Source organism: Actinomyces sp. AC-20-1, assembly GCF_023369555.1.
Taxonomy (GTDB): domain Bacteria; phylum Actinomycetota; class Actinomycetes; order Actinomycetales; family Actinomycetaceae; genus Actinomyces.
The window spans coordinates 111,330-137,835 of sequence record NZ_JACJVC010000005.1 but is presented as its reverse complement, the minus strand read 5'-3'; the positions used below and the strand labels follow the sequence as shown (position 1 = coordinate 137,835).

At 71.3% G+C, this 26,506-nt stretch carries 20 protein-coding genes and 1 pseudogene; 7 read left to right on the top strand and 14 right to left on the bottom strand.

Features of this window, described 5'->3' with window-relative positions; genetic code table 11:
- Positions 1-2: 2 nt before the first annotated feature.
- On the bottom strand, positions 3-1,028 hold the full coding sequence (locus H6X67_RS04800) for a sugar phosphate isomerase/epimerase family protein (RefSeq protein ID WP_249368687.1): 1,026 nt from the start codon (positions 1,026-1,028) through the stop codon (positions 3-5).
- Positions 1,029-1,143: 115 nt separating this feature from the next.
- Positions 1,144-2,268: a Gfo/Idh/MocA family protein gene (locus H6X67_RS04795; RefSeq protein ID WP_249368688.1), complete on the bottom strand. Its 1,125-nt coding sequence runs from the start codon at positions 2,266-2,268 to the stop codon at positions 1,144-1,146.
- Between the two features lie 254 nt (positions 2,269-2,522).
- Here H6X67_RS04795 and H6X67_RS04790 point away from each other — a divergent pair, with 254 nt between their 5' ends.
- Both H6X67_RS04790 and H6X67_RS04785 read left to right on the top strand, forming a co-directional pair.
- The gene (locus H6X67_RS04790) at positions 2,523-3,839 is read left to right on the top strand and encodes an AAA family ATPase (RefSeq protein WP_249368689.1); all 1,317 of its coding nucleotides are present in this window, start codon (positions 2,523-2,525) and stop codon (positions 3,837-3,839) included.
- A gap of 136 nt (positions 3,840-3,975) precedes the next feature.
- On the top strand, positions 3,976-4,137 hold the full coding sequence (locus tag H6X67_RS04785; RefSeq protein ID WP_249368690.1) for a hypothetical protein: 162 nt from the start codon (positions 3,976-3,978) through the stop codon (positions 4,135-4,137).
- Positions 4,138-4,507: 370 nt separating this feature from the next.
- On the opposite strand, the gene H6X67_RS04780 is transcribed toward H6X67_RS04785, so the two are convergent.
- From H6X67_RS04780 to H6X67_RS11825, 6 genes are all read right to left on the bottom strand, one after another.
- Entirely contained in the window at positions 4,508-7,405 is a 2,898-nt protein-coding gene (locus H6X67_RS04780) for a glycosyl hydrolase (RefSeq protein WP_249377061.1), read from the bottom strand.
- A gap of 124 nt (positions 7,406-7,529) precedes the next feature.
- A complete protein-coding gene (locus H6X67_RS04775) occupies positions 7,530-9,062 on the bottom strand; it encodes a family 43 glycosylhydrolase (protein WP_249369853.1) in 1,533 nt (510 codons plus the stop codon).
- Between the two features lie 56 nt (positions 9,063-9,118).
- The gene (locus H6X67_RS04770) at positions 9,119-9,937 is read right to left on the bottom strand and encodes an alpha/beta hydrolase fold domain-containing protein (protein ID WP_311765865.1); all 819 of its coding nucleotides are present in this window, start codon (positions 9,935-9,937) and stop codon (positions 9,119-9,121) included.
- 303 nt (positions 9,938-10,240) lie between these two features.
- A complete protein-coding gene (locus H6X67_RS11835) occupies positions 10,241-12,484 on the bottom strand; it encodes a glycoside hydrolase family 3 N-terminal domain-containing protein (RefSeq protein WP_349305312.1) in 2,244 nt (747 codons plus the stop codon).
- 185 nt (positions 12,485-12,669) lie between these two features.
- Positions 12,670-13,206 carry an MFS transporter gene (locus tag H6X67_RS11830; RefSeq protein ID WP_250738907.1) on the bottom strand — a complete coding sequence of 179 codons (537 nt, stop codon included), beginning with the start codon at positions 13,204-13,206 and terminating at the stop codon, positions 12,670-12,672.
- Positions 13,188-14,156 carry an MFS transporter gene (locus tag H6X67_RS11825; protein WP_250738909.1) on the bottom strand — a complete coding sequence of 323 codons (969 nt, stop codon included), beginning with the start codon at positions 14,154-14,156 and terminating at the stop codon, positions 13,188-13,190. The genes H6X67_RS11830 and H6X67_RS11825 overlap by 19 nt, the downstream gene beginning before the upstream one ends.
- Positions 14,157-14,408: 252 nt before the next feature.
- Here H6X67_RS11825 and H6X67_RS04750 point away from each other — a divergent pair, with 252 nt between their 5' ends.
- Positions 14,409-15,758, top strand: a complete 1,350-nt coding sequence (locus H6X67_RS04750; RefSeq protein WP_249368512.1) for an ROK family protein — start codon at positions 14,409-14,411, stop codon at positions 15,756-15,758.
- A gap of 288 nt (positions 15,759-16,046) precedes the next feature.
- Here the strand turns inward: H6X67_RS04750 and H6X67_RS04745 are convergent, their stop codons facing one another.
- Positions 16,047-17,489, bottom strand: coding sequence for an MFS transporter (locus H6X67_RS04745; RefSeq protein WP_249368511.1), 1,443 nt, complete (start codon positions 17,487-17,489; stop codon positions 16,047-16,049).
- Positions 17,490-17,748: 259 nt separating this feature from the next.
- On the opposite strand from H6X67_RS04745, the gene H6X67_RS04740 reads away from it, so the two are divergent.
- The 3 genes and pseudogenes from H6X67_RS04740 to H6X67_RS04730 all read left to right on the top strand — a co-directional run.
- Positions 17,749-18,612: an ROK family protein gene (locus H6X67_RS04740; RefSeq protein WP_249368510.1), complete on the top strand. Its 864-nt coding sequence runs from the start codon at positions 17,749-17,751 to the stop codon at positions 18,610-18,612.
- A gap of 275 nt (positions 18,613-18,887) precedes the next feature.
- Positions 18,888-19,193 (top strand): nucleotidyltransferase family protein, encoded by a 306-nt coding sequence (locus tag H6X67_RS04735; RefSeq protein ID WP_249368509.1) that lies wholly within the window; start codon positions 18,888-18,890, stop codon positions 19,191-19,193.
- Positions 19,194-19,273: 80 nt separating this feature from the next.
- A pseudogene (locus tag H6X67_RS04730) lies at positions 19,274-19,555 on the top strand (HepT-like ribonuclease domain-containing protein); the annotation flags it as partial.
- Between the two features lie 315 nt (positions 19,556-19,870).
- Here the strand turns inward: H6X67_RS04730 and H6X67_RS04725 are convergent.
- From H6X67_RS04725 to H6X67_RS04705, 5 genes are all read right to left on the bottom strand, one after another.
- Positions 19,871-21,460, bottom strand: coding sequence for a DUF5597 domain-containing protein (locus tag H6X67_RS04725; RefSeq protein WP_249368508.1), 1,590 nt, complete (start codon positions 21,458-21,460; stop codon positions 19,871-19,873).
- 111 nt (positions 21,461-21,571) lie between these two features.
- Complete coding sequence (locus H6X67_RS04720; protein ID WP_249368507.1) at positions 21,572-21,967, bottom strand: C-glycoside deglycosidase beta subunit domain-containing protein; 396 nt, start codon at positions 21,965-21,967, stop codon at positions 21,572-21,574.
- A gap of 15 nt (positions 21,968-21,982) precedes the next feature.
- Positions 21,983-23,008, bottom strand: coding sequence for a sugar phosphate isomerase/epimerase family protein (locus tag H6X67_RS04715; RefSeq protein ID WP_249368506.1), 1,026 nt, complete (start codon positions 23,006-23,008; stop codon positions 21,983-21,985).
- A gap of 300 nt (positions 23,009-23,308) precedes the next feature.
- Complete coding sequence (locus tag H6X67_RS04710; RefSeq protein WP_249368505.1) at positions 23,309-23,701, bottom strand: C-glycoside deglycosidase beta subunit domain-containing protein; 393 nt, start codon at positions 23,699-23,701, stop codon at positions 23,309-23,311.
- A gap of 8 nt (positions 23,702-23,709) precedes the next feature.
- Positions 23,710-24,744 (bottom strand): sugar phosphate isomerase/epimerase family protein, encoded by a 1,035-nt coding sequence (locus tag H6X67_RS04705; RefSeq protein WP_249368504.1) that lies wholly within the window; start codon positions 24,742-24,744, stop codon positions 23,710-23,712.
- A 382-nt stretch (positions 24,745-25,126) separates the two neighbouring features.
- Here H6X67_RS04705 and H6X67_RS04700 point away from each other — a divergent pair, with 382 nt between their 5' ends.
- Entirely contained in the window at positions 25,127-26,374 is a 1,248-nt protein-coding gene (locus tag H6X67_RS04700) for an ROK family transcriptional regulator (RefSeq protein ID WP_249368503.1), read from the top strand.
- Positions 26,375-26,506 lie beyond the last annotated feature (132 nt).

Here is a 26,506-nt window from a genome sequence, read left to right as displayed (position 1 = left end):
GCTCAGCCCTCCTTGCTGGTGCGGTCCGCGAGCAGGGCGGCGAGCATGCCCTGGTGCGCGGCGACCTGGGTGACGGAGTCGACGGTCTCGACGTCCTCGATGTGGCGGTTGCCCTCGTACTCGCTGGAGAGGTAGCCGTCGAAGCCGATCTCGTCGAGGACGGGGACGATCTCGTGGTACGGGATGGAGTACTCGTGCCAGTAGCTGAAGCCCTCGACCGGGTACATCTCGTAGAACTTGGCGTGGATGTGCTTGATGAGCTCGGCGTGGCCGCGCAGGCAGTCGACCGGCTGGGCGATCATGTGGACGCCGGTGCGGGCCAGGCCCAGGGTCACGGGGTCGGTGCCGGCCTTCTCCAGGCGCTCGAAGAGGCCCTGGGTGTCACCGTGGGAGTTGTAGGTCTCGACGATCTCGCGGGTGGTCCCGGGGTCGGCGCCGTCGCGCAGAGCGCGCTCGACGACGACGCGGGGCAGCCGGTGGACGAAGATGCCCATGTCGGGCACGCAGCCGACGACATCGGAGCCGACGCGCTCGCCGACCTCGAGGTGGCGCTTGATCCAGTCGTCCTCGAAGGAGTACGGGGAGTGGATCTCGACACCCATCCACACGCCGTGCTCGGCCGCGTAGGGGGCGGCGGCCTCGACGACCTCGGGCGGGGTGTTGACGATGACGCGGATGCCCTGGGCGCCGAGCTTGGCGGTGTGGCGGATGTCCCGGTGGAGGGACTCGACCATCTCGTCGAGGTTGAGCAGGCGGCCCTTGTAGCGCTTGGTGTCGAGGAACATGTCGTGGACGGTCGGCGTGGTGCCGTAGGTGTCCATGAGCTCCTTCCACCGGGCGTAGAAGGAGTCGGGCAGGTCCGGCTGGCCGGGGAAGGGGAAGCCGGGGATCATCTGCTCGCCGAGGGTCTCGATGCCGAGCGCGCCCTCCTTGGCGGCGGCGGCGATCGCGTCCTCGAGGGTGAAGGTGCCGTGGGCGTACTCGTGCTGGTACGAGTAGAGGCTGACACCACGCTTGATCTGGGTCATGGGCGCGCTCCTCTCTGAGTGCTCCGGGTGCGGTGGAGGTTGCTGTGGGGCCGGCGCCTGGCGCCGGCTGCGGGTCGGCCCCGGCCCTGCGGCGGGCCGGGGCCGACCCGGGTGCTCAGTCGAAGTAGACCGGCTTGCCGCCCTGCTCGGCGGACTTGTAGATGCCGTCGAGGATCTCGGTGACGACGACCGCCTGGTCGGCGGTGACGTAGGGGTCGGTGTCGTTGAGGATGGCGTCGATCCACAGGCCGGCCTCGAGGCCGCCCATGTAGGCGAAGCCGTTCTGGGCGCCGCCGACGCCGCCGGCGGAGAAGTAGGCGCCGCCCTCACCGAAGGAGGTGTTGACCTGCTTGCCGCCCTCGATGAGGTTGACGTCGACGACGAGGTTGGCGGAACCGCCCGGGTCCTGGACCGTCTCGGCGCCGGCCTCGGTGCCGTGGATCGTGATGCAGCCCTCGCGGGCGGCCTTGAGGTTGAGGGCCCAGGAGGCCTCGACGAAGAGGGAGGCGCCGTTCTTGAAGGTGACGAAGCCGAAGGCCGAGTCCTCGACCTCGTAGGTGGCGGGGTCCCACTCGCCGCCGATGTTGCCTGCGGGCTTGTCGCCGAGCTTGTAGTTGACGACGCCGGCGACGGAGGCGACCTCGTAGTTGTTCATGAGCCACAGGGCCACGTCGATGGAGTAGCCGCCGAGGTCGATGAGGGGGCCGCCGCCCTGCTTGGACTTGTCGGTGAAGACGCCCCAGATCGGCACGCCGCGACGGCGGGTGGCGTGGGCCTTGGCGGCGTAGATCTCACCGAACTTGCCCTCGTCGGCGAGCTTCTTGAGCCACTGGTACTCCTCGCGCTGGCGGTACTGGAAGCCGACGGTGAGCTTCTTGCCGACGCGCTTGGCGGTGTCGCGCATCTTGCGGGCGTCCTCGGCGGTGACGGCCATGGGCTTCTCGACCATGACGTGCTTGCCGGCCTCGAGGGCGGCGCAGGTGATCTCGCAGTGGTTGGCGTTCCAGGTGCACACGTGGACGACGTCGATGTCGGGGTCGCGCACGACGTCCATGTAGTCGGTGGTGGTGTAGGCGGCGTCGTTGCCCCACTGGGCCTTGCCGGCCTCGGCGCGCTCGATGTCGAAGTCGCAGAAGGCGACGACCTCGGCGCGGTCCTTGTGCTGGGCGAGGGCGACCAGGTGCTTCTGGGTGCCGATGAATCCGAGGCCGATGATGCCGATGCGGAGCTTGTCAGACATGGGGGTGAACTCCTGTGCTCGTCATTGAGACGACCTGCGGTGGCCGTCCTCGGCGGGGTGTGCCCCCCGCCTCACAGGACCCATTTAATCGGTGCGCGCAGGCCGATCCCAACCTCACAGACCCCCACTTACGCCCCAGCCGTACATAAGCGCAGATTGCCTCCGCGGACTCCGTCGCCACCGTCACTCATGCGCGAAAGTGCATTTTTGGGAAAAATCTTCCTGAGACGGCATGCTCGCAATATACTTATCTCATGCTGCTCGACTTCACTGTGGAGAACTACCGCTGCTACGCCGAGGAGACGACGCTCGACCTCACCCACGAGCCCCTGCGGACGCTGACACCGCGCCCGGGCTCCACCTGGCAGGAGCAGACCTGGCGGGTTGCTGCACTCTTCGGCGCCAACGCCTCCGGCAAGTCCACACTCCTGGACGCCCTCAACTGCCTGCACCACGCGGTCGGCGGCAAGCGCGACATCCCCTACCAGCCCTTCGCCCTCGACCACGAGCACAGCAGCCGGACCTCACGCTTCTCGATCAGCTTCACCCACGACGGCCAGCGCTACAGCTACAGCGTCGAGGCCCACGCCTGGGGCATCTCACGCGAGGAGCTGTGGGCCGCGGGTCAGCGCTGGCGCAAGGTCTTCATCCGCACCCAGGCGGAGGGAGAGGACACCCCCACCATCGACGCAGGCGCCTCCCTTCGGGGCGCGACCCGCGAGGTCAGCCGGATCACGACGATCAAGGACCTCTTCCTCGCCGTCGCCCTGAGGTACAAGCACGCCACGCTGGCTCCCATCGCGCGCAGCCTGCGAGCCGTGCGCTTCATCCACCACAGTGACGAGGAGCGTTCCGCTCGGTTGCGGTGGCTTATGAGTCGTCTTGCCGAGAAGCCCACGTGGTGGAGCGACGTCTCGGACGCCATCGCCCATTCAGCGGACCTCGGCATCACCAGGGTCGAGCTGGAGGAGCGCGACCTGCCACCGGAGCTCCTGGAACAGTTGCAACGTATCATCCGACTCGGTACGGAGGAGGGTGAGGATGAGGCGGCAGAGATTCCCGAGGAGATTCTCAGGGAGGTCCAGCGCTCTCTCGTGTTCATCCACCACGGCGCCGACGGCCAGGAGCACCGCCTGTCCCTGGGCGCCCAGAGTCAGGGCACATTGACCTGGCTCGCGACCCTCGGTCCAGCCATTGACGCGCTACGTCTGGGCCAGGTCCTCGTCATTGACGAGCTCGACGCGAGCCTTCACCCGACACTCACGGCCACCCTGGTGGACCTGTTCAAGGACCCGGACCTCAATACGCATGGCGCCCAGCTCGTGTTCACGACGCACGACACCTCACTGCTCGACAACTCGCCTGTCCGGCTGCTCGAGAGCGGCGAGGTCTGGCTGTGCGAGAAGAACACCGACGGCAGCAGCGAGCTTATCCCTCTGTCCACCTTCACCTCGACCAGGAAGGGCACGAACAAGCAGCGCCGGTACCTGGTCGGCGCCTTCGGCGCCATTCCGCACGTGGACACCTCCCAGATCCGTCGATTCGTGTCGACGTCATCGGACGGCAAGTGACATGGCCCCGCACCGGCGTGACAGGCGCCGCGAGCAAGCGGGCCGTCGGACCGTCCTTCTCGTCACCAACGGGAGAAACACCGAGATGGCTTACCTCGCTGCTCTCGGTCGTCGTGCTGACCGCAAGCGGTACTCCGTGAGAACCAAGTTCATCAACGGGGACCCCCTGACCGTGCTCAAGGAGCTCGCGGGACCGCGCTGCCACCTGCCCACCACCGGCGAGCCCCCGATCGACACGCAGGGCCCCTGTCCATCAACCACCATGCCCCACCGGCTCAGGAGCCTCGGGCTCATCTGAGACCGGACGAGGGCTGGACACCTGCCGCTGCGTCCGGCTGACCATCCCGGACGGACCCGGGCACCCCGGCCGCACGCTCAACGCTGACGGACAAGCGCCAGAACCTGGGTTTTTCGTTGAGGCCGTGCGGAACACGGAATCATGCCACCAGCGGTCGCCGCCCTCCCATGTGCGTCGCGCACACGCACGCACATGGGAGCAGGCAGCCGCATGCCAGCTTGGATCCTCTACCGCGGAATCTCAACGCTCACGCCCACCACCTGTTGACATGAGCGTGCGCCCCACAGAAGCGGAACGCGCCACGCCGTCCCCGGCACAGCGCGTCCACACATCAACCGGTCACTGAGCGGGCGTCCGCCGGCCCGTCCTCTCAGGCGAGCAGCCGCAAGGGCCCGATCAGGCCGTGGGGCGCGCTCGGGTGGGTCACGGCCCACGGGCCCTTCATGTAGACGTCCGCCGCCAGGGTCGCGTTGCGCAGGGTCGTGCGGACCTCGATCTCGATGGCCGGCTCGCGGCCGGCCGCCGCCTCGGCCGCGAGCGCCGCCCCGGCCTCCACGACGTCGTCGGGGCGCAGGACGGTGGCGAGGACGTGCCCGCCCACGCTCACCGTGGCGACGCCGCCGACCCGCCCGAGGGACAGGCGCGCCCCGGCCAGGGCACCGGCCGTGGCGGGGCCGCCGTCCACCCCGGTGACGAGGGCGCGGTAGCGGCCCGTGCCGGAGACGTCCTCGAGCCCGGGGACCTCGCGCCAGTCGGCGGGCCCCTGGTCGGCGAGGGTGAGCGCCCGGGCTCCGCCCTGCTCCTCGGTGGTGACGACGAGGTCGCCCCAGACGAGGCCGAGGTCCTCGCCGGCAGGGTCCAGGGCGCCGGCGTCGGCGCCGGCCCCCACGAGCGCGCCGGCCACGCGCACGGGCGCCTCCGGCTCCGCGCCAGCAGACGGCGCCGGCTCCCCCACGCACAGGACGGCGAGGCCGAGTGGGGCCAGGGCGAGGTCCACGAGGGTGCGGCCCTGGGCGGTGCGGGCCGCCACCGGGCGCACGGCCCCGGCGTCGAGGTCGACGGCGGCGGCCGCCCCCTCGCCCTCGACGTCGAGCACGAGGCTCACGGCCTCGGACGCGCTCGGGTTGTAGACGAGGGCGTAGCGGCCCTCCTCGGCGTCGCGCACCTGGGACAGCAGGGCCGGACCGGACCAGCCGGCGCGCGCCCGCACGCCCAGGTCGGCGAGTGCGCCGGGCACCTCGTCCCAGCCGGCCACCCGCCGGGTGCGCGCGGCCGCGAGCGCCTGTGCGACGTCGGCCGCCACCTGGGGCGAGCGGTCCTCGCCGCCCCAGCCGGTGTCGCGTGACGGCGGGGTGCCGACGATGACGAGGGCGAGGCCGGCCTCGGCCGCCCGGGCGAGGGCGCGGGCGGCGTCGGCGGTCAGCGACTCGGACTCGAGGGCGAGGACGCGGTAGGCGGGGCCCTCAGGGAACAGGACGGTGGCGCCCGTCGCGTCGGTGCCGAGGACGCCGGGCTCGGCCAGGCCCACGGGGTCGAGGACCTGGACGCCGTAGCCGGCGCGCTCCAGGGGCTCGGCGTCGAGCAGGCGGTCAGGGGCGGTGGCGTCGGCCTCGGCGTTGCCGCGGGCGGCAGTGGCGAGGAAGCCGTCGCGGTAGACGGCGACGTCGGTGCGGGGCGTGCCGGTCTCGAGGACGGCGGTGCCGCGCGCCCAGTAGCGGGCCAGGGCTCCCCAGGCCTCCCACTGGGGGAAGTGGCGGTGGTTCCAGGACTCGGAGACGACGGTGCCGAAGCGCCCCTGGGTGGGCCAGGCGGCGTCGGGGGCCTGGGCGGCGAAGCCGTGGACGAAGGGCTTGGTGACGCCCAGCGCCCACTCCTTGTCGAGCATCTGGCGGTAGCCGGACAGGCTGAAGTCGTAGCACTTGTCCATCTGGGCGCCGAGCTCGGTGGACACGCGCACGGCCCCGCCCTGGTGGGCTCCGGCCACGGCCGAGCGCTGCCAGTCGGTGCTGAAGCGCCAGGTGGGGTTGGTGGTGGACATGGGCACGCGGTCGCCGGAGTTGAGGGACTCGACCTCGGCGCGCCCGCCCACCCGCACGAGCTCTCGGAAGGAGCGCACGGGCTCGAGGTTCTGGCCGTAGGCGGCCTGGGCCTTGTGGCGCATGCCGTGGCCGACGGCCCAGTCCTGGATGAGGGCGAGGTGGTCGGTGGTGTAGAGGTCGGTGATGAGCCGGTCGTAGTCGGCGCGCACCCGCTGGCCCAGGTCGGTGACGGTCCCGTCGGGGCGAGCGGGGGCGAAGTCGGGGCGCGGCGCCTCCTCGGGCACCCAGTAGCGGCACTGGCCGTGGGCGATGAGCAGCGGCAGGTAGACGGTGGGGTCGTAGCCGTGGCGCTCGGTGAAGCGCTCGATCATGGTGGGGGACCAGAAGAGGCAGTCGGCGTTGAGCTCGAGGGAGTCCTCGAAGAGCTCGGTGGCGGTGGAGCCGGGCTCGTGCAGGGCGCCGGCGGCGGCCCCGATCTGGTGCTCGTCGAGGTAGTCCAGGGCGGCGCCGGCGTCGAGGAAGCTCGTCACCCCCTGCTTGGAGTCGCGCGACCAGAAGGCGGTGAGCACCCAGGTGCCCTCGCCGGGGAGCCAGGAGACGACGGCGCTCGTGCCCTCGCCGCGCACGGCGCCGGTGAGGACGGTGAGGGTGTCCTGGTCGATGAGGGTGGAGCGCTCGGGCTCGATGATCTTGGTGGGCTCTCCCCAGGGGTTGCCGGAGGGCACGACGCGCGGGGCGGTGCCGCGCTCAAGGACGCGGGCGGCGACGACGGCGACGAGGTGGCCGCCGCGCTCGCGGGCGGGGTCGTCGAAGGGGGCGGGCACGGGGGTGGTGAGGTGGGTGCCGGTGCCCTCGACCCAGGTGGCGCCGTACTGGAGCTCCTGGCTGGCGTGCTCGGTGCCGGTGGTGGTGTTGGGGGTCTGGAGGGGCCAGGCGGCGCCGAGGGTCATGGCGACGCCGACGTCGAGGCGGGCGGCCTCGTCCAGGACGGCGGCCAGGGCCTCCTGCTGGGCGTCATCGGCCCAGAAGCCGGGTGAGAAGGCGATCTCGACCTCGCCGAAGCCGGCGGCGGCGATGGCGCGCAGCTCCTCGATGAGCTCGGCGACGGGGGTGGGTGACTGCCACCACCAGCGGGTGCCGGGACGGTCGGTGCGGGGCGGGTCGGCCAGGTGCTCGGCGCTCAGGCTCGTGCGGGTGGCGGGGCGGCGCAGGGCGGGGGTGGTGGTCACGTCGGTTCCTCCGGGCGTTGCGGGTGGGCGGGGGCGCTGCTGAGGGGTGGGACCGTCGGGCCCGACGGCGGGGTCCCGTCCTTCCTGTCCCGGCGGGGCGGGCGCCCTGCCGGGACCGGTGGTGTCACAGGGCCCGGTAGGTCACGCCGCGGAAGCGGGTGCGGCCGTCCCCGGTGGCGAAGACGGCGGGGCGCAGGGACACTAGGTCATTGACGGTGTTGGCGTGGTAGCCGGAGCACTCGAGGGTGAGCGGGTAGCGCGTCCAGGTCTCGGACCCGGGCAGGCGGTAGTGCATGTCGACGATGTTCTCGCGCTTGGTGATGGCCAGGTCGAGGGCGGTGACGGACTCGTCGAGCGGCTCGCTGCCCCAGGTACGGGTGCCGCCGGTCCAGGCCTGGAGGCGGCCGGGGGCCAGCTCGAGGCCGAGGAAGAGCCGGTGGTTGAAGAACAGCAGGAGGCCCGCCGTCGTCCCGCCGTCGACGAGCTCGACGCTGGTCTCGACGCGGTAGGAGCGGTCGGGGGCGCGCAGGGTCATGGGTGAGGAGGTGGCGGGGTCCGTGCCCTTGCCGGCCAGGAGCAGGCCCTCGGTGCCGAGGACGGCGCGGTCGGTCTCGTGGGCGTCGGGCTGGTCGAAGGTCCAGCGCCAGCCCCAGCTCGGCTCGGTGAAGTCGTCCGAGAGGGCGAAGCCGTGGGGGCGGGTCGCGCCGCCGGGCAGGGGCAGGGGCTCGGTGAGGTCGCCGCCGCGGGCGACGGGCCAGCCGTCCGCGGTCCAGTCCACGGGCTCGAGGAGGATCTGGCGGCCCAGCCCCTGGGCGTCCTTCTCGTAGGCGTGGTAGATGACGTACCACTGGCCGCCGGGGCCCTCGAGGAGGGTGCCGTGGCCGCGCGAGTGCCAGGGCTGGGCGGGGTCGGTGCAGCGCAGGAGCGGGTTGGTGGGCATGTTCTCCCAGGGGCCGTCGATGCTGCGCGAGCGGGCGACGATGACCATGTGGCCGGTGGCGGGCCCGGCGGTGCCGCCGACGGCGGAGACGAGGTAGTGCCAGCCGTCGCGGACCACGTGCTTGGGGCCCTCGAGGGAGTAGGCCTCGACCACCCAGTCCTCGGGGTAGTGCCAGCCGTCGTAGACGTGCTCGATGGGGCCGTCGGTGGCCAGGCCGTCGTCGGTCAGGCGCACCCGGTCGACGCCGTTGAGGAGGAGGTAGCGCTCGCCGTCGTCCCCGACGGCGTGACCGGGGTCGATGTAGCCGCGGATGCCGAGGTCGACGGGCCCCTGCCACCCGCCCTCGATGTCGTCGGTCCACATGACGGCGATGGTGGGGGCGTCCACCGTGGACCAGGAGGTGGGCATGAAGGGGATGTAGAGGTAGTAGCGCCCCTTGTGCTCGACGAGGTCCATGGCGAAGACACTGCCCCAGGACTCCTCGAGGACGGGGCCGACGGGCTCCCAGTCCACGAGGTTCTCCGAGCGCAGGAGGACGATGGCGGGGCTGGACTCGAAGGAGGAGAAGGTCATGTAGTAGCGCTCCCCCACCCGTAGGACGGTGGGGTCCGGGTAGTCGCCGCCCATGACGGGGTTGCGGTAGGTGCCGTCGCCGAGGTTGGCGCGGCGCTGGTTCTCGATGCCGTGGCCCCAGGTGGGGGTGGTGCTCGTGCTCATGTCAGTGTCCTCAGGTCCTTAGCTTGTGCCGGGGTGTTGCCGGGGGGCGTGTCTGGTCAGGCCGTCGTGCCGGCCCTGCCGGAGCGGGCCGAGGTGACGACGTCGATGATGAAGGCGGCGAAGTGGGCGCAGGTGGTCTTCCCCGCGGGCAGGCCGGGCACGGACAGGTGCCCGTGGGTCTCGCCGGGCACGGTGTGGGACTCGACGTCCGCGCCGGCCGCCTCGAGCTGGGCGACGAAGGCGTCGCCGGAGGCGCGCAGCGCGTCGGCCTCGCAGCTCTCCACGTAGGTGCGCGGGTAGCCGGCGAGGTCCGTGGCGTTGCCGGGCATGGCGTAGTCGAAGTGGGCGACGTCGGTCATCCGCGGTCCGAGCAACGCCCTCATGAGCCTGTCGTTCTGCGCCTGCTCAGCCTCGGGGCCCGCGTAGAGCAGCGGCGGCAGGGTGGCGAGGACGGCGGCGAGCTCGGCGGAGGGCTCGGGCAGGGGGTAGTGGACGAGCGGGTAGGCGAGGACGACCCCGGCGGGAGCGGGGCCCTCATCCCGGCCGCGGTGGCCGATGGTGGCGGCCAGGGCGGCGCCGGCGCTGCCGCCGCCGACGATGACGAGTGACGGGTCGGTGGCCAGGCCGTGCCCGCCGTCGCGGGCCCAGCGGAAGGCGGCCCACACGTCGTCGTGGAGGACGGGGTGGTGGCGGCCCTCGGTGGCGAGGCGGTAGTCGACGTTGATGACGGGCAGGCCGGTGGCCTCCGCCAGGCGGGCAGCGGTGTGGTCGCCCTCGGGCATCTTCGCCTCGCCGACGATGAAGCCGCCGCCGTGCATCCACACGATGGCGCCGCGGCGCCCCTGGGCGTCGGGCTCGGCGAGAGTCGTGGGGATCGTGACGATGACGCGGACGGGGCCGTTGGGACCGGGGGCGTGGGCCTCGCGGCGCTCGACCTCGGGCAGGTCGACGGGCTCGACGGGAGCATCGAACTGCTCGAGCCTGGCCCACTCCTCAGGGCCCCAGTGGGGGCGGTCCGGGGACAGACCCTCAATGAGGTGGAGGCGCTCGGCGTGGACTCCGGTGAGACGGCCGACCTTCTCGGGGCCGTCGGTGACGACGACGGGGCGCCGTCACGGGTGGTGCCATTTGCTCGGGTTCCGGTCTGCATGGAGCTCTCCTCTCGAGGCGGGTGGTGCTCAGCGCGTGACGGTGAGAGTGAGCGCGGCGGCGTCCGGGTCCGGTCCGAGGCGGATCTCGAAGTCGCCGGGCTCGACGCGCCAGCCCTCGCCGTCGTCGTCCCACAGGGCCAGGTCGCGGCGGGTGAGGCGGAACGACACGTCAACGCTCTCACCCGCGGCCAGGCCCACCCGTTGGAAGCCGGCGAGCCTCCTCACCGCAGGGGCCAAGGTGGCCACGACGTCACGAGTGAAGAGCAGGATGATGTCCTCGCCGTCGCGCCCGCCGGTGTTGGTGACGGTGACGGTGACGTCGACGCCGCCGGCCAGCTCGGCGAGGCTCACCACCGGGCGCGAGAGGGCGGCGCCGGTGTACTCGAAGCGCGTGTAGGACAGGCCGTGGCCGAGGCGGAAGCGGGGCCCGCGCTCGAGGTCGCGGTACTTGGAGGTGAAGAACTCCTGGAGGTTGGCGGGCCCGTCGAGACCCATGTCGTACTGGGGCTTGACCATCTCGCCGCCGCGGCTGGCGGGGCGGCCGGTGCGCTCGTGGGCGTCGTAGGTGGCGGGCAGCTGGCCGGAGTGGCGGGGAAAGCCCATGGGCAGCCGGCCCGAGGGGTTGACAGCACCGGTGAGCAGGTCCGCGATGACCTCCGGGGCAGTGGTGCCCAGGTGCCAGGCCATGAGGACGGCGCCCGGCTCCTCGATCCACTCCTCGGTGACGAGCGGGCGTCCGGCCACGAGGACGACGGCGACGGGGGTGCCGGTGGCGGCCGCGGCGTGCACGAGGGCGGCCTGGCCCCCGGGCAGGTGGAGGTCGGCGCGGGAGGTGGCCTCGCCGGTCAGCTGGCTGGGCTCGTCCAGGGCGAGGACGACGAGGTCCGCCTCGGCGGCGGCCGTGGCGACGGCGGCGACCTCCTCCTCGGTGACGCCGAGGGGGTCCTGGCCGCCGAGGACGGTGAGGGTGGGGGCCTGCTCGCCGCGGGCGGCGGCCTCGCGCGCCAGCGCGTCGGCCAGGGCGGCGTCCAGGCCGTGGGCGGGCGGGGCGGCGAAGTGCTGCACCCAGGCGCCCAGGTGGTCGGTGTGGGTGGCGGCGGGGCCGGCCAGGAGGATGCGCCGGGCGGTGGGGGCGATCGGCAGGGTGCCGTCGTTGGTGAGCAGGACGGGGGCCCTCTCGGCAGCGGCCCGGGCGGCGGCCAGGTGCTCCTCGGTGGGGGCGGTGACCTCGGCGGAGGCGTCGACATAGGGGGTCTCGAACAGGCCGAGGGCCATCTTGAGGGTGAGCAGGCGGCGCACGGCGTCGTCGACACGGGCGACGAGCTCGGGGGTGGGCTCGAGGAGGGCGGGGGCACCGGGGCGGGTGTCGGGGTCGTAGAGGCGCCCTCCCATCTCGACGTCGAGGCCGGCGAGCAGGGAGGTGGTGGCGGCCTCGGCCAGGTCGGTGGCGACGCCGTGGGGGACGAGGTTCTCGACGCCGCTGGCGTCCCCGACGACGGCGCCGGTGAAGCCGAGCTCGTTCTTGAGCAGGTCGGTGAGCAGGCGGCGGCTGGCGTGGACGGGGCGGCCGTTGACCGTGTTGAAGGAGGCCATGACGGAGCCTGCACCGGCCTCGACGACGTCCTGGAAGGGCGGCAGGTACACGCTGCGCAGGCGCTGGTCGGAGATGTCGACGGTGTTGTAGTCGCGTCCGCCCTCGGCGGCGCCGTAACCGATGTAGTGCTTGGCGGTGGCGATGAGGGTGCCGGGCTCGTCGAGGCGCTCGTGCTGGTAGCCCTCGACCATGGCGGCCCCCATGGCGCCGGACAGCAGGGGGTCCTCGCCGAAGCCCTCGGCGACGCGGCCCCACCTCGGGTCGCGGGAGACGTCGACCATCGGGGAGAAGGTCCAGGTCACGCCCCCGGAGCGGGCCTCGGCGGCGGAGACGGCGGCGCAGGTGCGGGCGGCGTCGGGGCTGAAGGAGGCGGCCATGGCCAGGGGGGTGGGGAAGGTGGTGCGCTGGCCGTGGATGACGTCGAGGCCGATGAGCAGGGGGATGCCGTGGGCGGACTCCTCGACGGCGGCGCGCTGGACGGCGTTGGTACCAGCGGCGTCGCCGGGCCAGAAGAGGGCGCCGATGCCGCTGCGGGCGGCCTGAAGGCACTCCTCGAGGCTCATCTTGAAGGTGATCTGGGCCTGGTTGAGCTTCTCCTCCCAGGTGAGGGAGGCGAGGAGCGTCTCGATGTGCTCACGCTGGGCGTCGGTGAGCTGGTCGGCGGGGGCGGTGGTCACGGTGGGCTCCTCGGTGTGCGGGGCGGTGGGGCTGTGCTCGTTGGGGCCGTGGTCCGGGCGCGGCGCCCGGGCCACGGCCCCAACGGTGTGTGCCTGAGCATGTCAGGCGGGGCGGTCACCAGTTGGCGGTGGCGTCCCTATGAGGTTGTGCCGACGGCGGGTGGTACCGGTGCCGGCACCGCGGGTCAGGACTCGGCCTCCTCGACGGCGTGCTCGGTGACGGCCTCGGCCTCCTCGCGGCTCAGGCCGTGGGCCAGGGCCTCGGCCTGGGCGGCACGCTTGACCTCGAGCTCGGCGGCGATCTCCTCCATCTTCCTCGTGGACAGCTTCCAGAACAGGAGCGGGATGAAGGCGATGAGGGCCGCGATGGCGGGCATGAGGTTGGCGGCGACGTTGATGCCGGTGATGGCCTCGGCGGTCTGCTGCTGGGCGGCGCCGTCGTAGCCGAACCAACCGATGATGTAGAGCGTGAAGGCACCACCGATGGCGGAGGCGAACTTGGTGGACAGGGAGACGGCGGCGTAGGAGGTGCCGTCGGCGCGGATGCCGGTCTTGAGCTCGTAGTAGTCGACGGCGTCCGGGACCATGGACAGGGCGATGGGGGCGGCGAAGCCGGCCATGCCGTAGCAGAACTGCAGGATGTAGAAGACGGTCATCCCCATGGAGTCGCCGATGAAGAAGATGAGGAAGAGGAACAGCGCGCTCAGGAGCACGGACGCCATGAGCATGTTCCGCTTGCCCAGCTTGAGGGCGAAGGGGGGGGCAGGAGCACCTGGCCGGCGGTGGACCCGAGGGAGAAGGCCAGCATGACGGGGGCCATGAGGACCGGGTTGCCCAGGATGTAGATGCAGTAGAAGTACATGACCCCGAGGCGGCCGAAGAGGCCGATGAGGTTGACCAGGAGCATGAAGAAGATGACGAGGAGCTGGCCGTTGGAGACGACGGCCTTGACGGTCGCACCGAAGGAGACCTTCTGCTGCTCGGGGGTCAGGGTGATGCGCTCGCGGACGTTGAAGCCGGTGACGAGGAAGGCCGGCAGGGCGATGCAGGCGAAGACGACCATCGTGAGCAGGTAGGAGCGGGCGTCGCCACCCTTGTCCTTGGCGATCTCGGAGGCGGCGAAGAAGACGAGCAGCAGCGGGGTGACGACGTTCATGACGTTCTGCGCGATCATCGAGCCGATGGAGCGGATCCAGTTGAGGGTGACGCGCTCACCGGAGTCGGTGGTCATGACGCCGGCCAGCGAGCCGTAGGACATGTTCGCCACGGTGTAGACGAAGCACAGCAGGACGTAGGTGATGCCCGCCCATGCGACCTTCACGCCGGTGCCGCTGCCGCCGAAGGGCATCCAGAAGGCGAGGATGAGGGAGATGGAGAGCACTGGGGCGCCGAAGATGACGTAGGGGCGGAAGCGGCCCCAGCGGGACTTGGTGCGCTCGGCGATGTAGCCGAAGGCGAGGTCCTGGATGCCGTCGAGGACGCGGGCGACGAGGAGGATGTTGCCGGCGACCACGGCGGGGATGAGCGCGACGTCAGTGTAGAAGAGGAGCAGGTAGGAGCCGACGGTGTTCCAGACGAACTGGGAGCCGAACTCGGCGAAACCGAAGGAGATCTTCTCCTTGAGGGGGACCATGCCGCCCTTCTTGGCGGGAGCCTCTGACTGGGTGGTCATGACAGGCCTTTCTGTGATGCGATCTTCGGGCTGCTCTGCCCGGAACCTCCGGGGCCGGACTGCCGTGTCGGGCCCCTCGCGTTCTGGATCACAGTCAACGCAGGCGGACAGCCTATGACTACGCCCCCCACCACCTCTTTTGCACCACATGTGCACAAGCATGGGCGAACTTACGCTTCTCCAGCACTCATGGGACCGACGGCCCACCTCGTTGACCTTCAGGGCCGCAGCCCCGTTGGCTACACTTCCCGTGTGACGACGCACGAGGACACCCCCGGAGGCGCCGCAGGCGACGAGGCCGACGCGCCCATGTCACGACGTCGTGCCCCGCGTCCGCCCTCCTTCGTCCACGTCACCCAGCTCTCCCACCTCATCGCCGAGGCCCGCTCCTACTCGCAGGGCGTCGCCCGCGCCGACCTCGTGGACTCCCTGTCCATGGGGCGCAACGCCGTCGACCGCCGCCTGCGCACCGCCGTCGAGATGGGACTGCTCGTCCCCGCCGGCCGCGGCATGTCCACCGGCGGCCGCGCCCCCGAGATGTGGCGCTTCAACCCTGACGCCGCCACGATGCTCGCCCTGGCCGTCTCCTACCGCCAGAGCACAGCGGCCCTCATGAGCATCGGCGGTGAGGTCCTTGAGCGCGTCACCTGGGAGGCGGGCCTCATCGACGACCCGGCCGCCGTCGTCACCACCGCCATCGACCACCTCACCGCCCTGCGCGGCAGCCGCCCGGACCTGCCCGCCCCCTGGGGCCTGGGGGCGAGTCTGCCGACCCCCGTCGACTTCCGCGACGGCAGCATCGTGCCGCCGGTCGCGGGAGCCGGCTCCGGCCCCAGCTGGACCGGCTACCCGGCGCGCACACGCCTGGCCGAGGCGCTGCAGATGTCCGTGTGGGTCGACGACGAGGTCAACATGATGGCCCTGGCCGCTGCCTCGCGCGTGGGCGCCCCCAAGGACCTGCTCTACGTCCGCGTCTCACTCGGCCTGGGCATGGGCATCGTCTCCTCCGGCCAGGTCCACCGCGGAGCGGGTGCCGCCTCCGGCGAGATCGCCCACATCCAGATGTCCGGGGCGGGCGGGGCCGCCTGCCGCTGCGGACGCCGCGGCTGCCTTGAGACCGTCGTCTCCGGTGGCGCCATGGAGGACGCCGCCACGACACCCCAGGTCCTCAAGACCTCCTCGTACCTGCGCGAGGTCATGAGCGAGAAGGACACGATCCGCGACATCGACGTCTTCCGCGGTGTCGCCCAGGGCGACCGCGTGTGCGTGCGCATCGCGACCGAGGCGGCCGACCGCCTCGCTGTCGTCCTCGCCGTCGTCACGACGACGTACAACCCGGGCGAGGTGGTGCTGGGCGGTGACGTCACGGCGTCGGGACAGCTCTTCGGGCAGGTGGTGAGCCAGGCGCTGCGCCGGCGCGTGCTGCCCTCGACCTCGGAGCGTCTGCGCATCCGCATGGGCCACCCCGACGACGCGCTCATCGGGGCCTGCCGCCTGGCGGCCGACCGCCTCCTGTCCCCGCACGTCATGCACGTCTGGCTGGCGCAGGGCTCGCCGGTCGGTGTCGCCGAGCTCGTCACCCACAGGCGCCAGGACGCCTGAGGCCGGCGAAGCCGCTGAACGACTCCGACGGCAGCCCATGCCCCTACTTGACAAAACGCACGGTTTCTACTTGACAAAACGCACACGCTGAGCCGCTCGTTCCCGCCGGAGCCGCAGGCGCCGGCGCCCCCTGCGGCTCCGGCGGGAGCACCCGGGTCTCTCGGCCTCCACCGGCAGACCGGGCCCCGGGGCCGCCTCGCACGCTCGCATCACGCGTGCTCGGCGGGCCCGGGGCCCGGTTCCATCGGGAGCGGTCGGCGCGACACGGCCACGCGCCGACCGCCCAGGTCACTGCTCGGCCCGGTCCTGCCCGCCGGCCTCAGCGCTCATGCCGACCTGGGCGAGGGCGGCGGCGCGCTTGGCCTCGAGGGAGGCGGTGATCTGAGCCATGCGCTGGTGGTTGAGCTTGTAGAACAGGAGCGGGACCACCGCCAGGAGGGAGAAGATCGCGGGCATGAGGTTGACGGCGATGTTGATGCCGGTGAGCGTGTGGGCGGACTGGACGGCGAGGGCACCGTCGTACCTGAAGCCACCGATGATGAACATGCCGAAGGAGGCGCCCACAGCACTCGCGATCTTGGTCGAGAGGGAGACGGCGGCGTAGGAGGTGCCGTCGGCCCGGACACCGGTCCTCTCCTCGTAGTAGTCCACGGCGTCCGGCACCATCGAGAAGATGATCGGCTGGCCGAAGTTGGACAGGCCGTAGAGGAACTGGACCACGAGGATCGCGGTCGTGTTGTGGGGGTTGAGGAAGAAGATGGTGAGCAGGAGGCCGCTGATGAGCACGTTGGAGATGATGAGCACCTGCATCTTGCCCAGGACCCGGGCGAACTGCGGGAAGACGAGGCCACCGATCATCTGGCCGACGGAGAAGGCGAGGAAGACGCTTGCCACCAGGCGCGGGTCGCCCATGTTGTTGATCGCGTAGTAGGCGAGTGTTCCCAGGCGGCTGAAGATGGACATGCAGCCCAGCAGCAGGGCGCAGAAGATGAGCATGAGGGGGCCGTTGCCGACGACGGCCTTGACCGTGCGTGAGAAGGGGACCTTCTTCTGCTCCGGGGTGAGGGTGATGACCTCCTTGGAGTTCGCCCCCGTGATGATGAAGCACGGCAGGGCGACGACCCCGAAGATGATCGCCATCATGAGGAAGGAGCGCGAGTCGTAGCCCTTGGCCGCAGCGGCCGAGCCGAAGAGGAGCAGCAGCGGCATGGTGACCGCGTTGAGGACGATCTGGGCGAGGGAGGAGCCCTGGGTGCGCAGCCAGTTGAGGGTGAGGCACTCGTTGGTGTCGGTGGTCATGACGCCGGGCATCGAGCCGTAGGCCATGTTGACCACCGTGTAGACGAAGCACAGGAGGATGTAGGTGGTGGCGGACCACCAGATCTTGCCGGTGGAGCCGGTGGCCGGGTTGACGAAGGCCATGACCAGGGTGAGGGTGAGGAAGGGCGCGCCGAACATGACCCAGGGACGGAAGCGCCCCCACCTGCTGCGGGTGCGCTCGGCGATGTAGCCGAAGCCCAGGTCCTGGACGCCGTCCAGGACGCGGGCGACGAGCATGATACCGCCCGCGACGGCCGGAGCGATGAGGGCGACGTCGGTGTAGAAGAGCAGCAGGTAGGAGCCGACGGTGCTCCAGACGAGCTGGGAGCCGAACTCGGCGAGCGGGAAGGTGCCCTTGTGCCTCAGGGGAACCTGAGCCTTCGTGGCGGGGGCCGCTGACGTCGTCGTCATGGCAGACCTTTCTGTGGGGTCCGAGTGGGGGTTCACGTACGGGAGAGCCGGGTCGTCCGGGACTTCGGTTCGTCCCGGTGGTGGCTACGACATGAGTAAATCCCCCTCACTTCCGCACCAGCAAGGCCGAAGTGGTGACATACTCGTGAAACGGAAGTAACCCCGGAGCGGACGGGTCTCACATACCCTTCCCAGATGAGCACCGACGGCGCTTCTGCAGTGGGAGCCCCCGCCCCTCTCCCCCACGGGCATCACGGGCATGCACCCCACGCACGTGCGTCAGCTCGCGGCCCTCATCGGCCACGCACGCGCCTACCCGCGCGGTGTCACCCGCACCGACCTCATCGACCTGCTCGACCTGGGCCGCAACGCCGTCGACCGCCGCCTGGACGCCGCCCTCGCCGTCGGCCTGCTCACCCACAGCGGCAAGGCGGACTCCACCGGCGGCCGCGCCCCTGAGAACTGGGCCTTCAACCCGCGCGCCGGCAGCGTCCTCGCGCTACAGCTCTCCTACCGCCACAGTGTCGCGGCGCTGCTGGACCTCACCGGGACCGTCATCGATCAGGGCACGCTCCCGGTCGGGTTCCTCGCCGGACCGCCAGGGGCACTCAACGCGGCTCTTCCGGCGCTGAAGGAGCTGCGCGAGCGGGCCGACGCCGAGAGACTGCCGTCCCCGTGGGGCCTGGGAGTCTCCATCGCCCTGCCAGTGGACTTCCGCGACGGCTCGATCCTCTCCTCGCACACGCACGACGTCGAGGTCGCAGCCTGGCCCGGGTTCGCCCTGCGCCAGCAGCTCACGCGCGCCCTCGGCCTGCCCGTGTGGGTCGACGACGAGGTCAACGCTCTCGCCACGTCCGCGGCGGGCCGCACCGGTGCTCCCAAGGACATCCTCGTCGTGCGCCTGAGCGTCGGCATCGGCCTCGGTCTCGTCGTCGACTCCCACGTCCACCGCGGCTCCGGCGGCGGATCCGCCGAGCTGTCCCACATCCCGGTCGCCGTCGTCGGCCTGGGGCACCTCGTGACGGACCGGCTGCTCGCCCCCGAGAACCTCATCCGCTGGCTCCCGGCCGGCTCGTCCACCGCCGCCCCCGAGATGCTCACCCTGCGCCGCCAGGACGCCTGAGGCCGGCGCTCCTGCGGGAGGCCTGAGACCGGCGGCGCAGGCCCGCGGTCTGAGCCTGCGCCCGCGGCAGCCCCACATCGGCAGCTCTGCAGGACAACCTCCTCGCGCAAGGACAACCTCCTCGCGCTAGGACAACCTGCTGCGCCAAGGACAACCTGCTGGCGTCCACCAGGTTGTCCAAACGCACGCAGGTTGTCCTAGCACAGGCACGTGGTCCACCGACGCGCCCGGTCCGGCGCAGACCAGGCCACGGAGCCCGCTGCTACCCTCGTTGCATGGCTGGGATCGCTGCGCTGGATCGTGAGGCGCTTGCGCGCGCCTGCGAGCGCCATGGCGTCGCACGCCTGCGGCTCTTCGGCTCAGCCGTCACAAGTGCCTTCGACGCACGAACCAGCGACCTCGATTTCCTTGTCGACTTCCGCCCCGAGGCCGGTCGTGGCATCACCCCGTTCCTCGCTCTGCAGCAGGACCTTGAGAAGATCACTGGACGACCGGTCGACCTCGTAGAAGCCAGCGCGGTCCGCAACCCCTACTTCGCTCGGCAGGCATTCTCCGAAGCAGTGGACCTCTATGCGCGGTGAGTCAGCAGCGCTCCTGTGGGATGCGCTGACCGCAGCACAAGCGATCGCCGAATTCACAGCCGGGATCTCTCTCGGGCTACGAGCACGATCTGCTCCGACGCAGGGCGGTTGAGCGGGAGTTCGAGATTATCGGTGAGGCACTGGGCAGGCTCCGCCGGGACGACCCCCAGACGGCGGGCCGGATCCCAGGACTCGCTGAAGCCGTTGGCATGCGCAACGTCCTCATCCACGGCTACGCCACCATCAATGACGCCCGAGTGTATGACACCGCGATCCTCAATATCCCAAGCCTCATCACAGCACTGAACGATGTGATCGCAGAGGCCAACGAGGCAGACACCTCACGCCGCCAGGACGCCTGAGGCCGGCGCTCCTGCGGGAGGCCTGAGGCCGGCGGCGCAGGCCCGCGGTCTGAGCCTGCGCCCGCGGCAGCCCCACATCGGCAGCTCTGCAGGACAACCTCCTCGCGCAAGGACAACCTGCTGCGCCAAGGACAACCTGCTGGCGTCCACCAGGTTGTCCAAACGCACGCAGGTTGTCCTAGCACAGGCACGTGGTCCACCGACGCGCCCGGTCCCGTCCGGCACGGGCCGGGACCGGGGCCCGCGCCCTCCGCTCATGCGCGGCGCAGCACAAGGGCAGCGTTGTCATGGTGGACAACGTGCCCTGCCCTCAGCTCAGCCGCGGCGCAGCACCCTCACGCGCACGGCGCCCAGGGAGTCCGGCGGCAAGAGGTTGAGGCGCTCGTCCCCGTTGAGGTTGCGCCCCGGGACCCACTGCCCGTCCTCGTAGCGGCCCTCCCAGGCGTCGTCGATCTCGACGAGTGAGCCGTCCGCCCCCTCGACGTCGAGCATGAGCCCCTGGCCGATGGCGAGCAGCTCGTCGCCACCCAGGTCCACGAGCACCGCCATGGCACGCGTGTCCGCCGGGGAGGCGACCAGCGCGGCCCCCGTCGACTCGCTCGGGGCCTCGGCGGCCTCGGTGCGCACGGCGACGCCGGCGTCGAGGAACATCGCCCGCAGCACGTCCATGCTGCCGCGCAGGGTCCACCTCAGAGCGCCGAGCTCGACGACGGCGCTGTCCCCCGCCTCCAGCAGCACGGGCCGCACCCGGCCCTCGCGCTGGGCGGCGCGGATGAGCTCACCGGCACCGCCGAGGAGACGGTACCCGGCAGCGAGCTGCCCGTCGGTGCGCACGTCGTCGACGCCGAAGACGTTGAAGCCGACGGCGCCCGAGCCCACGGCCCAGAAGAGGTTGCCGACAGCCAGGCGCGACTCCGGCACCACCACCTCGTTGTCCTCGCGCAGGTAGGGGGCCAGGGCGGACTTGACGTCATCGACGTAGATGTCCGGCCCGAGGAAGGCGATGGCGGGAGCCAGGGCCCTCCACACGTCCACCTGGCCGCCCACGGGGCCGCCCGAGGGGTACTGGCCGGGCAGGTCCTGGCCGGGCTGCGGGCCGAGCCAGGCGTTGGCGTAGTAGGTGACGTCCAGGCGCCCGGCCCCGGCGGCGGCCAGTTCCCCGCAGTAGGCGGCGAAGCCGGCGGCCATGAAGGTCTCCTCGGCCCAGACGTCCTGGCCGAAGAGCTCGGCCCAGGTCCCCGCGGTCCTCGAGCCGTGCTCGCGCCACAGCCGGGCGGCCGTGCCCTGGGCACCGGGGTGGGCGGCGAGCCAGTCGGTGAGGGCCGCCGGGACCGGGCCCGCCCAGGCGGCGTCGGCGACGGCGCTGTGGTCGCGTCCAGCCCCGAGCAGGCCGGTCTCGTTCTCGACCTGGAGCATGACGAGAGGGCCGCCGTCGGCGCCGGTGGCCGCCAGGTGCTGTGTGAGGGCCTCGAAGGCGCGGCGGTCGGCGGCGCGCAGGGCGGGCGAGAAGACGGACAGGACCGGCGTGCCGGGGCGTGAGAAGGCGCCCGGCCCGGTGCTGCTCGCGCCGAGCCCGGCGCGGGGGAAGCGCTCGGCGTCCGCACGCACCCAGCGGGGCGCGTAGGTGGAGGCGGCGTTCTTGTAGGCGCCGAACCACAGCAGGGTGAGGGCGAGGCCCCGCTCGCGCGCCATGTCGACGAGGGGGTCGACGCCGCTGAAGTCGAAGACGCCCTCCTCCGGCTCGACGAGGTGCCAGGAGACGGTGGCGGTGACGGCGTTGCCGCCCATGGCGGCCACCGTGTCGTAGGCAGCGCGGGCGTGGTCGAGGTCCGAGGAGGAGGAGTTGTGCAGCTGGCCGCCGAGCAGGAGACCGGCGACGGTGGGGGCAGCGGGAGAGCGGGTCATGATGGGGCCTTTCAGGTGCGCTGAGCCCTGAGCCCTCGCGCCGGGGCCTGACGGGAGGCGTCAGGTCTCAGCGTGAGATCCCGGGGCTCAGGGTCGGACGTGGCGGGAGGCTCAGCCGATGGTGACGGTGCGCCTCATCTCACCCGAGAAGGGCACGGGGATGTAGGCGACGCGGGCACTGACCCGCAGCAGGACCTCGTGCTCGCCCGGGGCGAGGCCGCCGGGGGCCAGGACGCGCACGGTGGCCTCGTCCTCGTACTCCCAGCGGAAGGAGGTCACCGTCTCCATCTCGGCGAGGGTCCACCAGTGCTCGCCGCCGTCGGCGGTGAAGCGGATGTCCTCGCGGGCCACCGCGGCACCGTCGACCTCGACCTCGACGTCGTGGACCATCGACAGGGGGATGCCGCGGTAGTAGGGGATGCGGGTGCGCATCTCGTAGCCGATGACCTCGCCGTCAACCTCGACGTTGGCGAGGGAGCCCTCGGTGAAGATGTATCCGTCGAACATGCTTCCTTCTCGCTTTCAGTTGAGGCCGTCGTTGAGGTGCGCGCGCATCAGGGCCTGGTGGCGGGTCACCTGGTCGATGTCGTGGACGGGCTCGCCGGGCAGGGCGAAGCGCTGGCCCTCGTACTCGGAGCAGACGAAGCCGTCCCAGCCGATCCGGTTGAGGCGCTCGAAGACGCGCCCGTAGTCGATGGAGTACTCCTCGCCCTCGTCGGTGACCTCCCAGAACTTGCCGTGGAAGGACTTGATGTAGGGGGCGAACTCGTCGAGGGTGTCGAGGCTCGTGTTCTCGTAGCCGGTCGACATCATGCAGTAGAAGCGGTCCTGGAAGTGCCTGAAGTGGCGGGTCAGCTCCTCCGGGAACATGTAGTCGTCCGGGTTGTCCGGGTTGCGGGGGAAGAACTGGCGCGGGTCCGTGCCGGAGGCGAAGATGTCGTCGATGTAGGCCACGACGTCGTCGTTGACCCCCAGGGTCTCCTGGAAGTAGCGGGTGGACACGCGCGGGTGGCGCTGGCAGTAGATGCCGAAGTCGACGACGAGGCCCACGAGCGGGTGGTTGACGGCCCTCATCTCCTCGATCCAGGCCGCGGTGAGCGGGTGGTCGAAGCTCATGCCGGCGTGGACCTCGACGGCCAGGGCGACGTCGAGCTGCTCCGCCAGGGGCAGCATGCGGCGGATGACGCCCGGGTCCGTCTGGGAGACGATGCGCACGAGCGGGAAGCCGAGGCGGTGGGTCAGCCGCAGGTCCGCGGCCAGCAGCTCGCACTGCTCCTCGAGGGTGAGCCAGCGGTTCTTGTACAGCGAGGAGTTGATGAAGATGTCGTTGGCGACGCGCGTCAGGCCCGAGCGGTCGAGCGAGGCGTTGAAGGCGTCGATGGTCTCGTCGGTGGCGCGGGCGGCGCCGCGCACCATCTGGTCGGAGAGGATCTCCACGCCCTGCGTGCCGGTGGAGACGACGGCGTCGAGCACGCCGTCCACCCCGAGGCCTCCGCGGCCGTAGGCGTCCTGGAGCGAGTACAGCGACACGCCCGTCTTGATAGCCATGAACCACTCCCTTCGTCGGAGCTCCCCCGTCCTTGGGGGATCGTGCGGCCGGCAGACCCACGGGCAGGATGGCCCGTGCGCGGTAGCCGCGGCTCCCGGGTGAGCTCCCGGGCTGCGTCGAGGTTATGGCGACGGCGACGGGCCGGACCAGGGTGGGAGGTCCAGCTTTTGCTCACGGAGTGCAGATCTGAGGCGCCGGCCCCCACCCGCTGAGCCCTGAGCACTCACGTCGAGCCCTGACGTCTGCGGTCAGGTCTCAGTGTGAGAGCCCAGGGCTCAGCGGAGGGAGCAAGAGGGCACTCAGACAGTGACCGTCCGGGTCATCTCGCCGCCGATCGGGACCGGGATGTAGGCGACGCGCACGCGGATGTAGAGCGTCACCTCGTGCTCGCCCCTCGGCAGGCCGCCGTCCATGAGCACGCGGACCGTCGCCTCGTTCCTGTACTCCCAGCGCATGGAGGCGACCGTCCACATCTCCTCCAGGGTGAACCAGTGCGCCCCGCCGTCGGCGCTGAAGCGGATGGAGGACGGGTCCACGGCCTCGCCGTCGACGAGGACGCGCACCTCGTCCACCATCGACAGCGGGATGCCCCGGTAGTAGGGGATGCGTGTGTCGACCTCGAAGCCGGCGGTGACGCCGTCCTCGACGTAGGGGCGGAAGGAGTCGGGTGTGAAGATGTAGCCGTCGAACATGGGTCAGCTCACTTTCCGTTGATGAGGGTCTCGAGCATCTTCTGGTGCTGGGTGAGCTGCTCGACGTCGGGGATGGGGTTGCCGGGGACGATGAAGCGCTGGCCCTCGTACTCGCTGCAGAGGTAGCCGTCGTAACCGAGCCTCGTGAGGCGCTCGATGATCGCCGGGTAGTTGATGGAGGCCTCCTCGTAGCCGCCCTTGCCGTCCGGGACCATCTGCCAGAACTTGGCGTGGAAGGACGTGATCCAGGGCAGGTACTCGTCGAGGGTGTCCAGGCTCGTGTTCTCGTAGCCCGAGGCGTTGGCCGCGTAGACCTCGTCCACCGGGGACTTGAAGAGGCGCCTCAGGTCCTCCGGGAACTCGTAGACGTCCCGGTCCTGGACGTGCCTGGCACGGGGGAAGGCCCGGCGTCCGTCGGAGCCGGAGGCGTAGATGTCGGCGATGTAGGCGACGACGTCCTCGCTCAGGCCCTGGGCGCGGAAGTAGTCGGTGGCGATCTCCGGGTAGCGCTGGCAGTAGATGCCGAAGTCGACGACGAGGCCCACGTGGGGGTTGTCGAGCTCCTTCATCTGGTCGATCCAGGCGGCGGTCTCCGGGTGGTCGAAGCTCATGCCGGCGTGGACCTCGACGGCCATGGTGACGCCCAGCTGCTCGGCGAGCGGCAGGGCCAGCGGCACGACGGCGGGGTTGGTGCGGGACACGAGGCGCACGAGCGGGAAGCCGAGGCGGTGGGCCAGGCGCAGGTCCTTCCTCAGGGACTCGGCCTGCTCCTCGATCGTGAGCCAGCGGTTCCGGTAGAGGCAGGAGTTGATGAAGATGTCGTTGGAGACGCGCGTCAGGCCGGAGGCGTCGAACAGGGCGTTCGCCTCGGCGATGGCGTCGTCGGTGGCGTCCTGGGCGTCCTCGAGCATCTGGTCGCTGAGGAGCTCGATGCCCTGGGCGCCCATGTTCTTGACGAGGTCGAGGCAGCCCTCGAGGCCGAGGCCACCGCGGCCGTAGGCGTCCTGGAGGGCGTACAGGGTCACTCCACGCTTGAGAGTCATGGGGATCCGTCCTTTCTTCTGGGTGAAGGAAGGCGGTCGGTCCGGGCCCACGAAGCTGCGAGCGCGGAGGACCGCACAGCTCCGGGGGAATAACCCTTTGAACCCCGGCACCCACCGACCGTCGTCGGGCGGTGAGCGGCCCGGTCCCCGCAGCACTGACGGGTGCTGGCGCCTGCGGCTGGCGGGCCGGTGGGCCTGCTGGTCCCAGTGCCTCCTCAGTGCTGCGACGTCCGGACAAGAAGAACGGTAGGGGCCCGCCGGGGCGGCGGGAAGCGGGCTCCGTCGGACTTGTGCACGATCACCGCCGAAGCCCGCCGTCTCCGGCCCTACAATCGAGCCGGCTCCCACCCGCCGCCTCATCCACCGCACGACTGGCACTGACATGACGCACACGGACCCTGCAACCACCCCGGCCAACCCTCTGGCGGGCGTCTCCCCCGACGTCCTGACGGTCACCAACCTCATCCGCACGGGCCGCGCCGTCACCCGGCAGACCATCGCGGAGGCCACCGGCATGGGCCGCAACACCGTCTCCGCGCTCATCAACGACGCCGTGGACGCGGGCCTGCTCGCCCCCGACGGCTCCGCCCCCTCCACCGGCGGCCGCGCCCCGGCGACCTGGCGCTTCCGGGCGGAGGCCGGCCTGGCCCTGTCCATCGGCGTGCACACCACGACCCTGCGCCTGTCGGTCGCGGACCTGTCGGGCACCACCATCGTCTCCGAGGTCGTGGACTGGCCCATCACGCGCGGCCCCGAGGCCACCCTCGCCGAGGCCGCCACCCGTCTGGCGGCGCTCCTGGCCCGCGCCGAGCAGGCCCGGCCCGGGCACGGCCCGGTGCGGGTCGCCGGCATCTCCCTCACCGGCCCGGTCGACCGCCACTCCGGCCGCCCCATCGCCCCGCCGATCATGCCCGGCTGGGACGGCTTCGACGTCGTCGGGACCGCCCAGGCGCTGCTGGACATGCCCGTCGTCGTCGACAACGACGTCAACGTCATGCTCGTGGGCTTCCTCGCGGGGGCCACCGAGCGCCAGGAGCAGGTCGAGGACCTGCTCTACGTGCAGGTCGGCACCGGCATCGGTGCGGGCCTGCTCGCCTCCGGCCGTGTCCACCACGGGGCCGACGGCGCCGCCGGGGACATCGGGCACGTGCGGGTGACGACGGGCGACCAGGTGATCTGCCGCTGCGGGCGCACGGGCTGTCTGGAGGCGGTCGCGGGCGGCTGGGCGGTGCTGCGCGACGCGCGGCGCGCCGCCACCGAGGGCGTGACCCCCTTCCTGCGCTCCCGCCTCGAGCAGACCGGAGAGCTGAGCATCGAGGACGTCATCGCGGGTGTCGCCGCCGGGGACACGGAGTGCCTCACGCTCACGGTCCGCTCGGCGACGGCGGTGGGTAACGCGCTGGCGATGCTCGTCTCCCTGCTCAACCCGGCCCGGGTGGTGCTGGCCGGGCACATGCCGCAGGCCTGCCCGATCTTCCTCGAGGTCGCGCAGCGGATCGTCGAGGAGCGGGCCCTGGGCCTGGCGACGAGGAACCTCAGGATCTCCGTCACCAGCGAGGGGCTTGAGGACGAGCGCCGCGGGGCGGCCGTCCTGGCCGTCTCGGCGCTCTTCGACGGCGAGCGCCGCTGAGCCGGCTCGCCTCCCGGACCCGTCCGGGCCGGGTCGCCCCGTAACCCTGCCGGACCGACTGCCGGGCCCCTCGCCGTCGGGCCCCGTCTTGCCCGCGACGGGCACAAGTGCGCCCCACCGCCCTGCCCACCG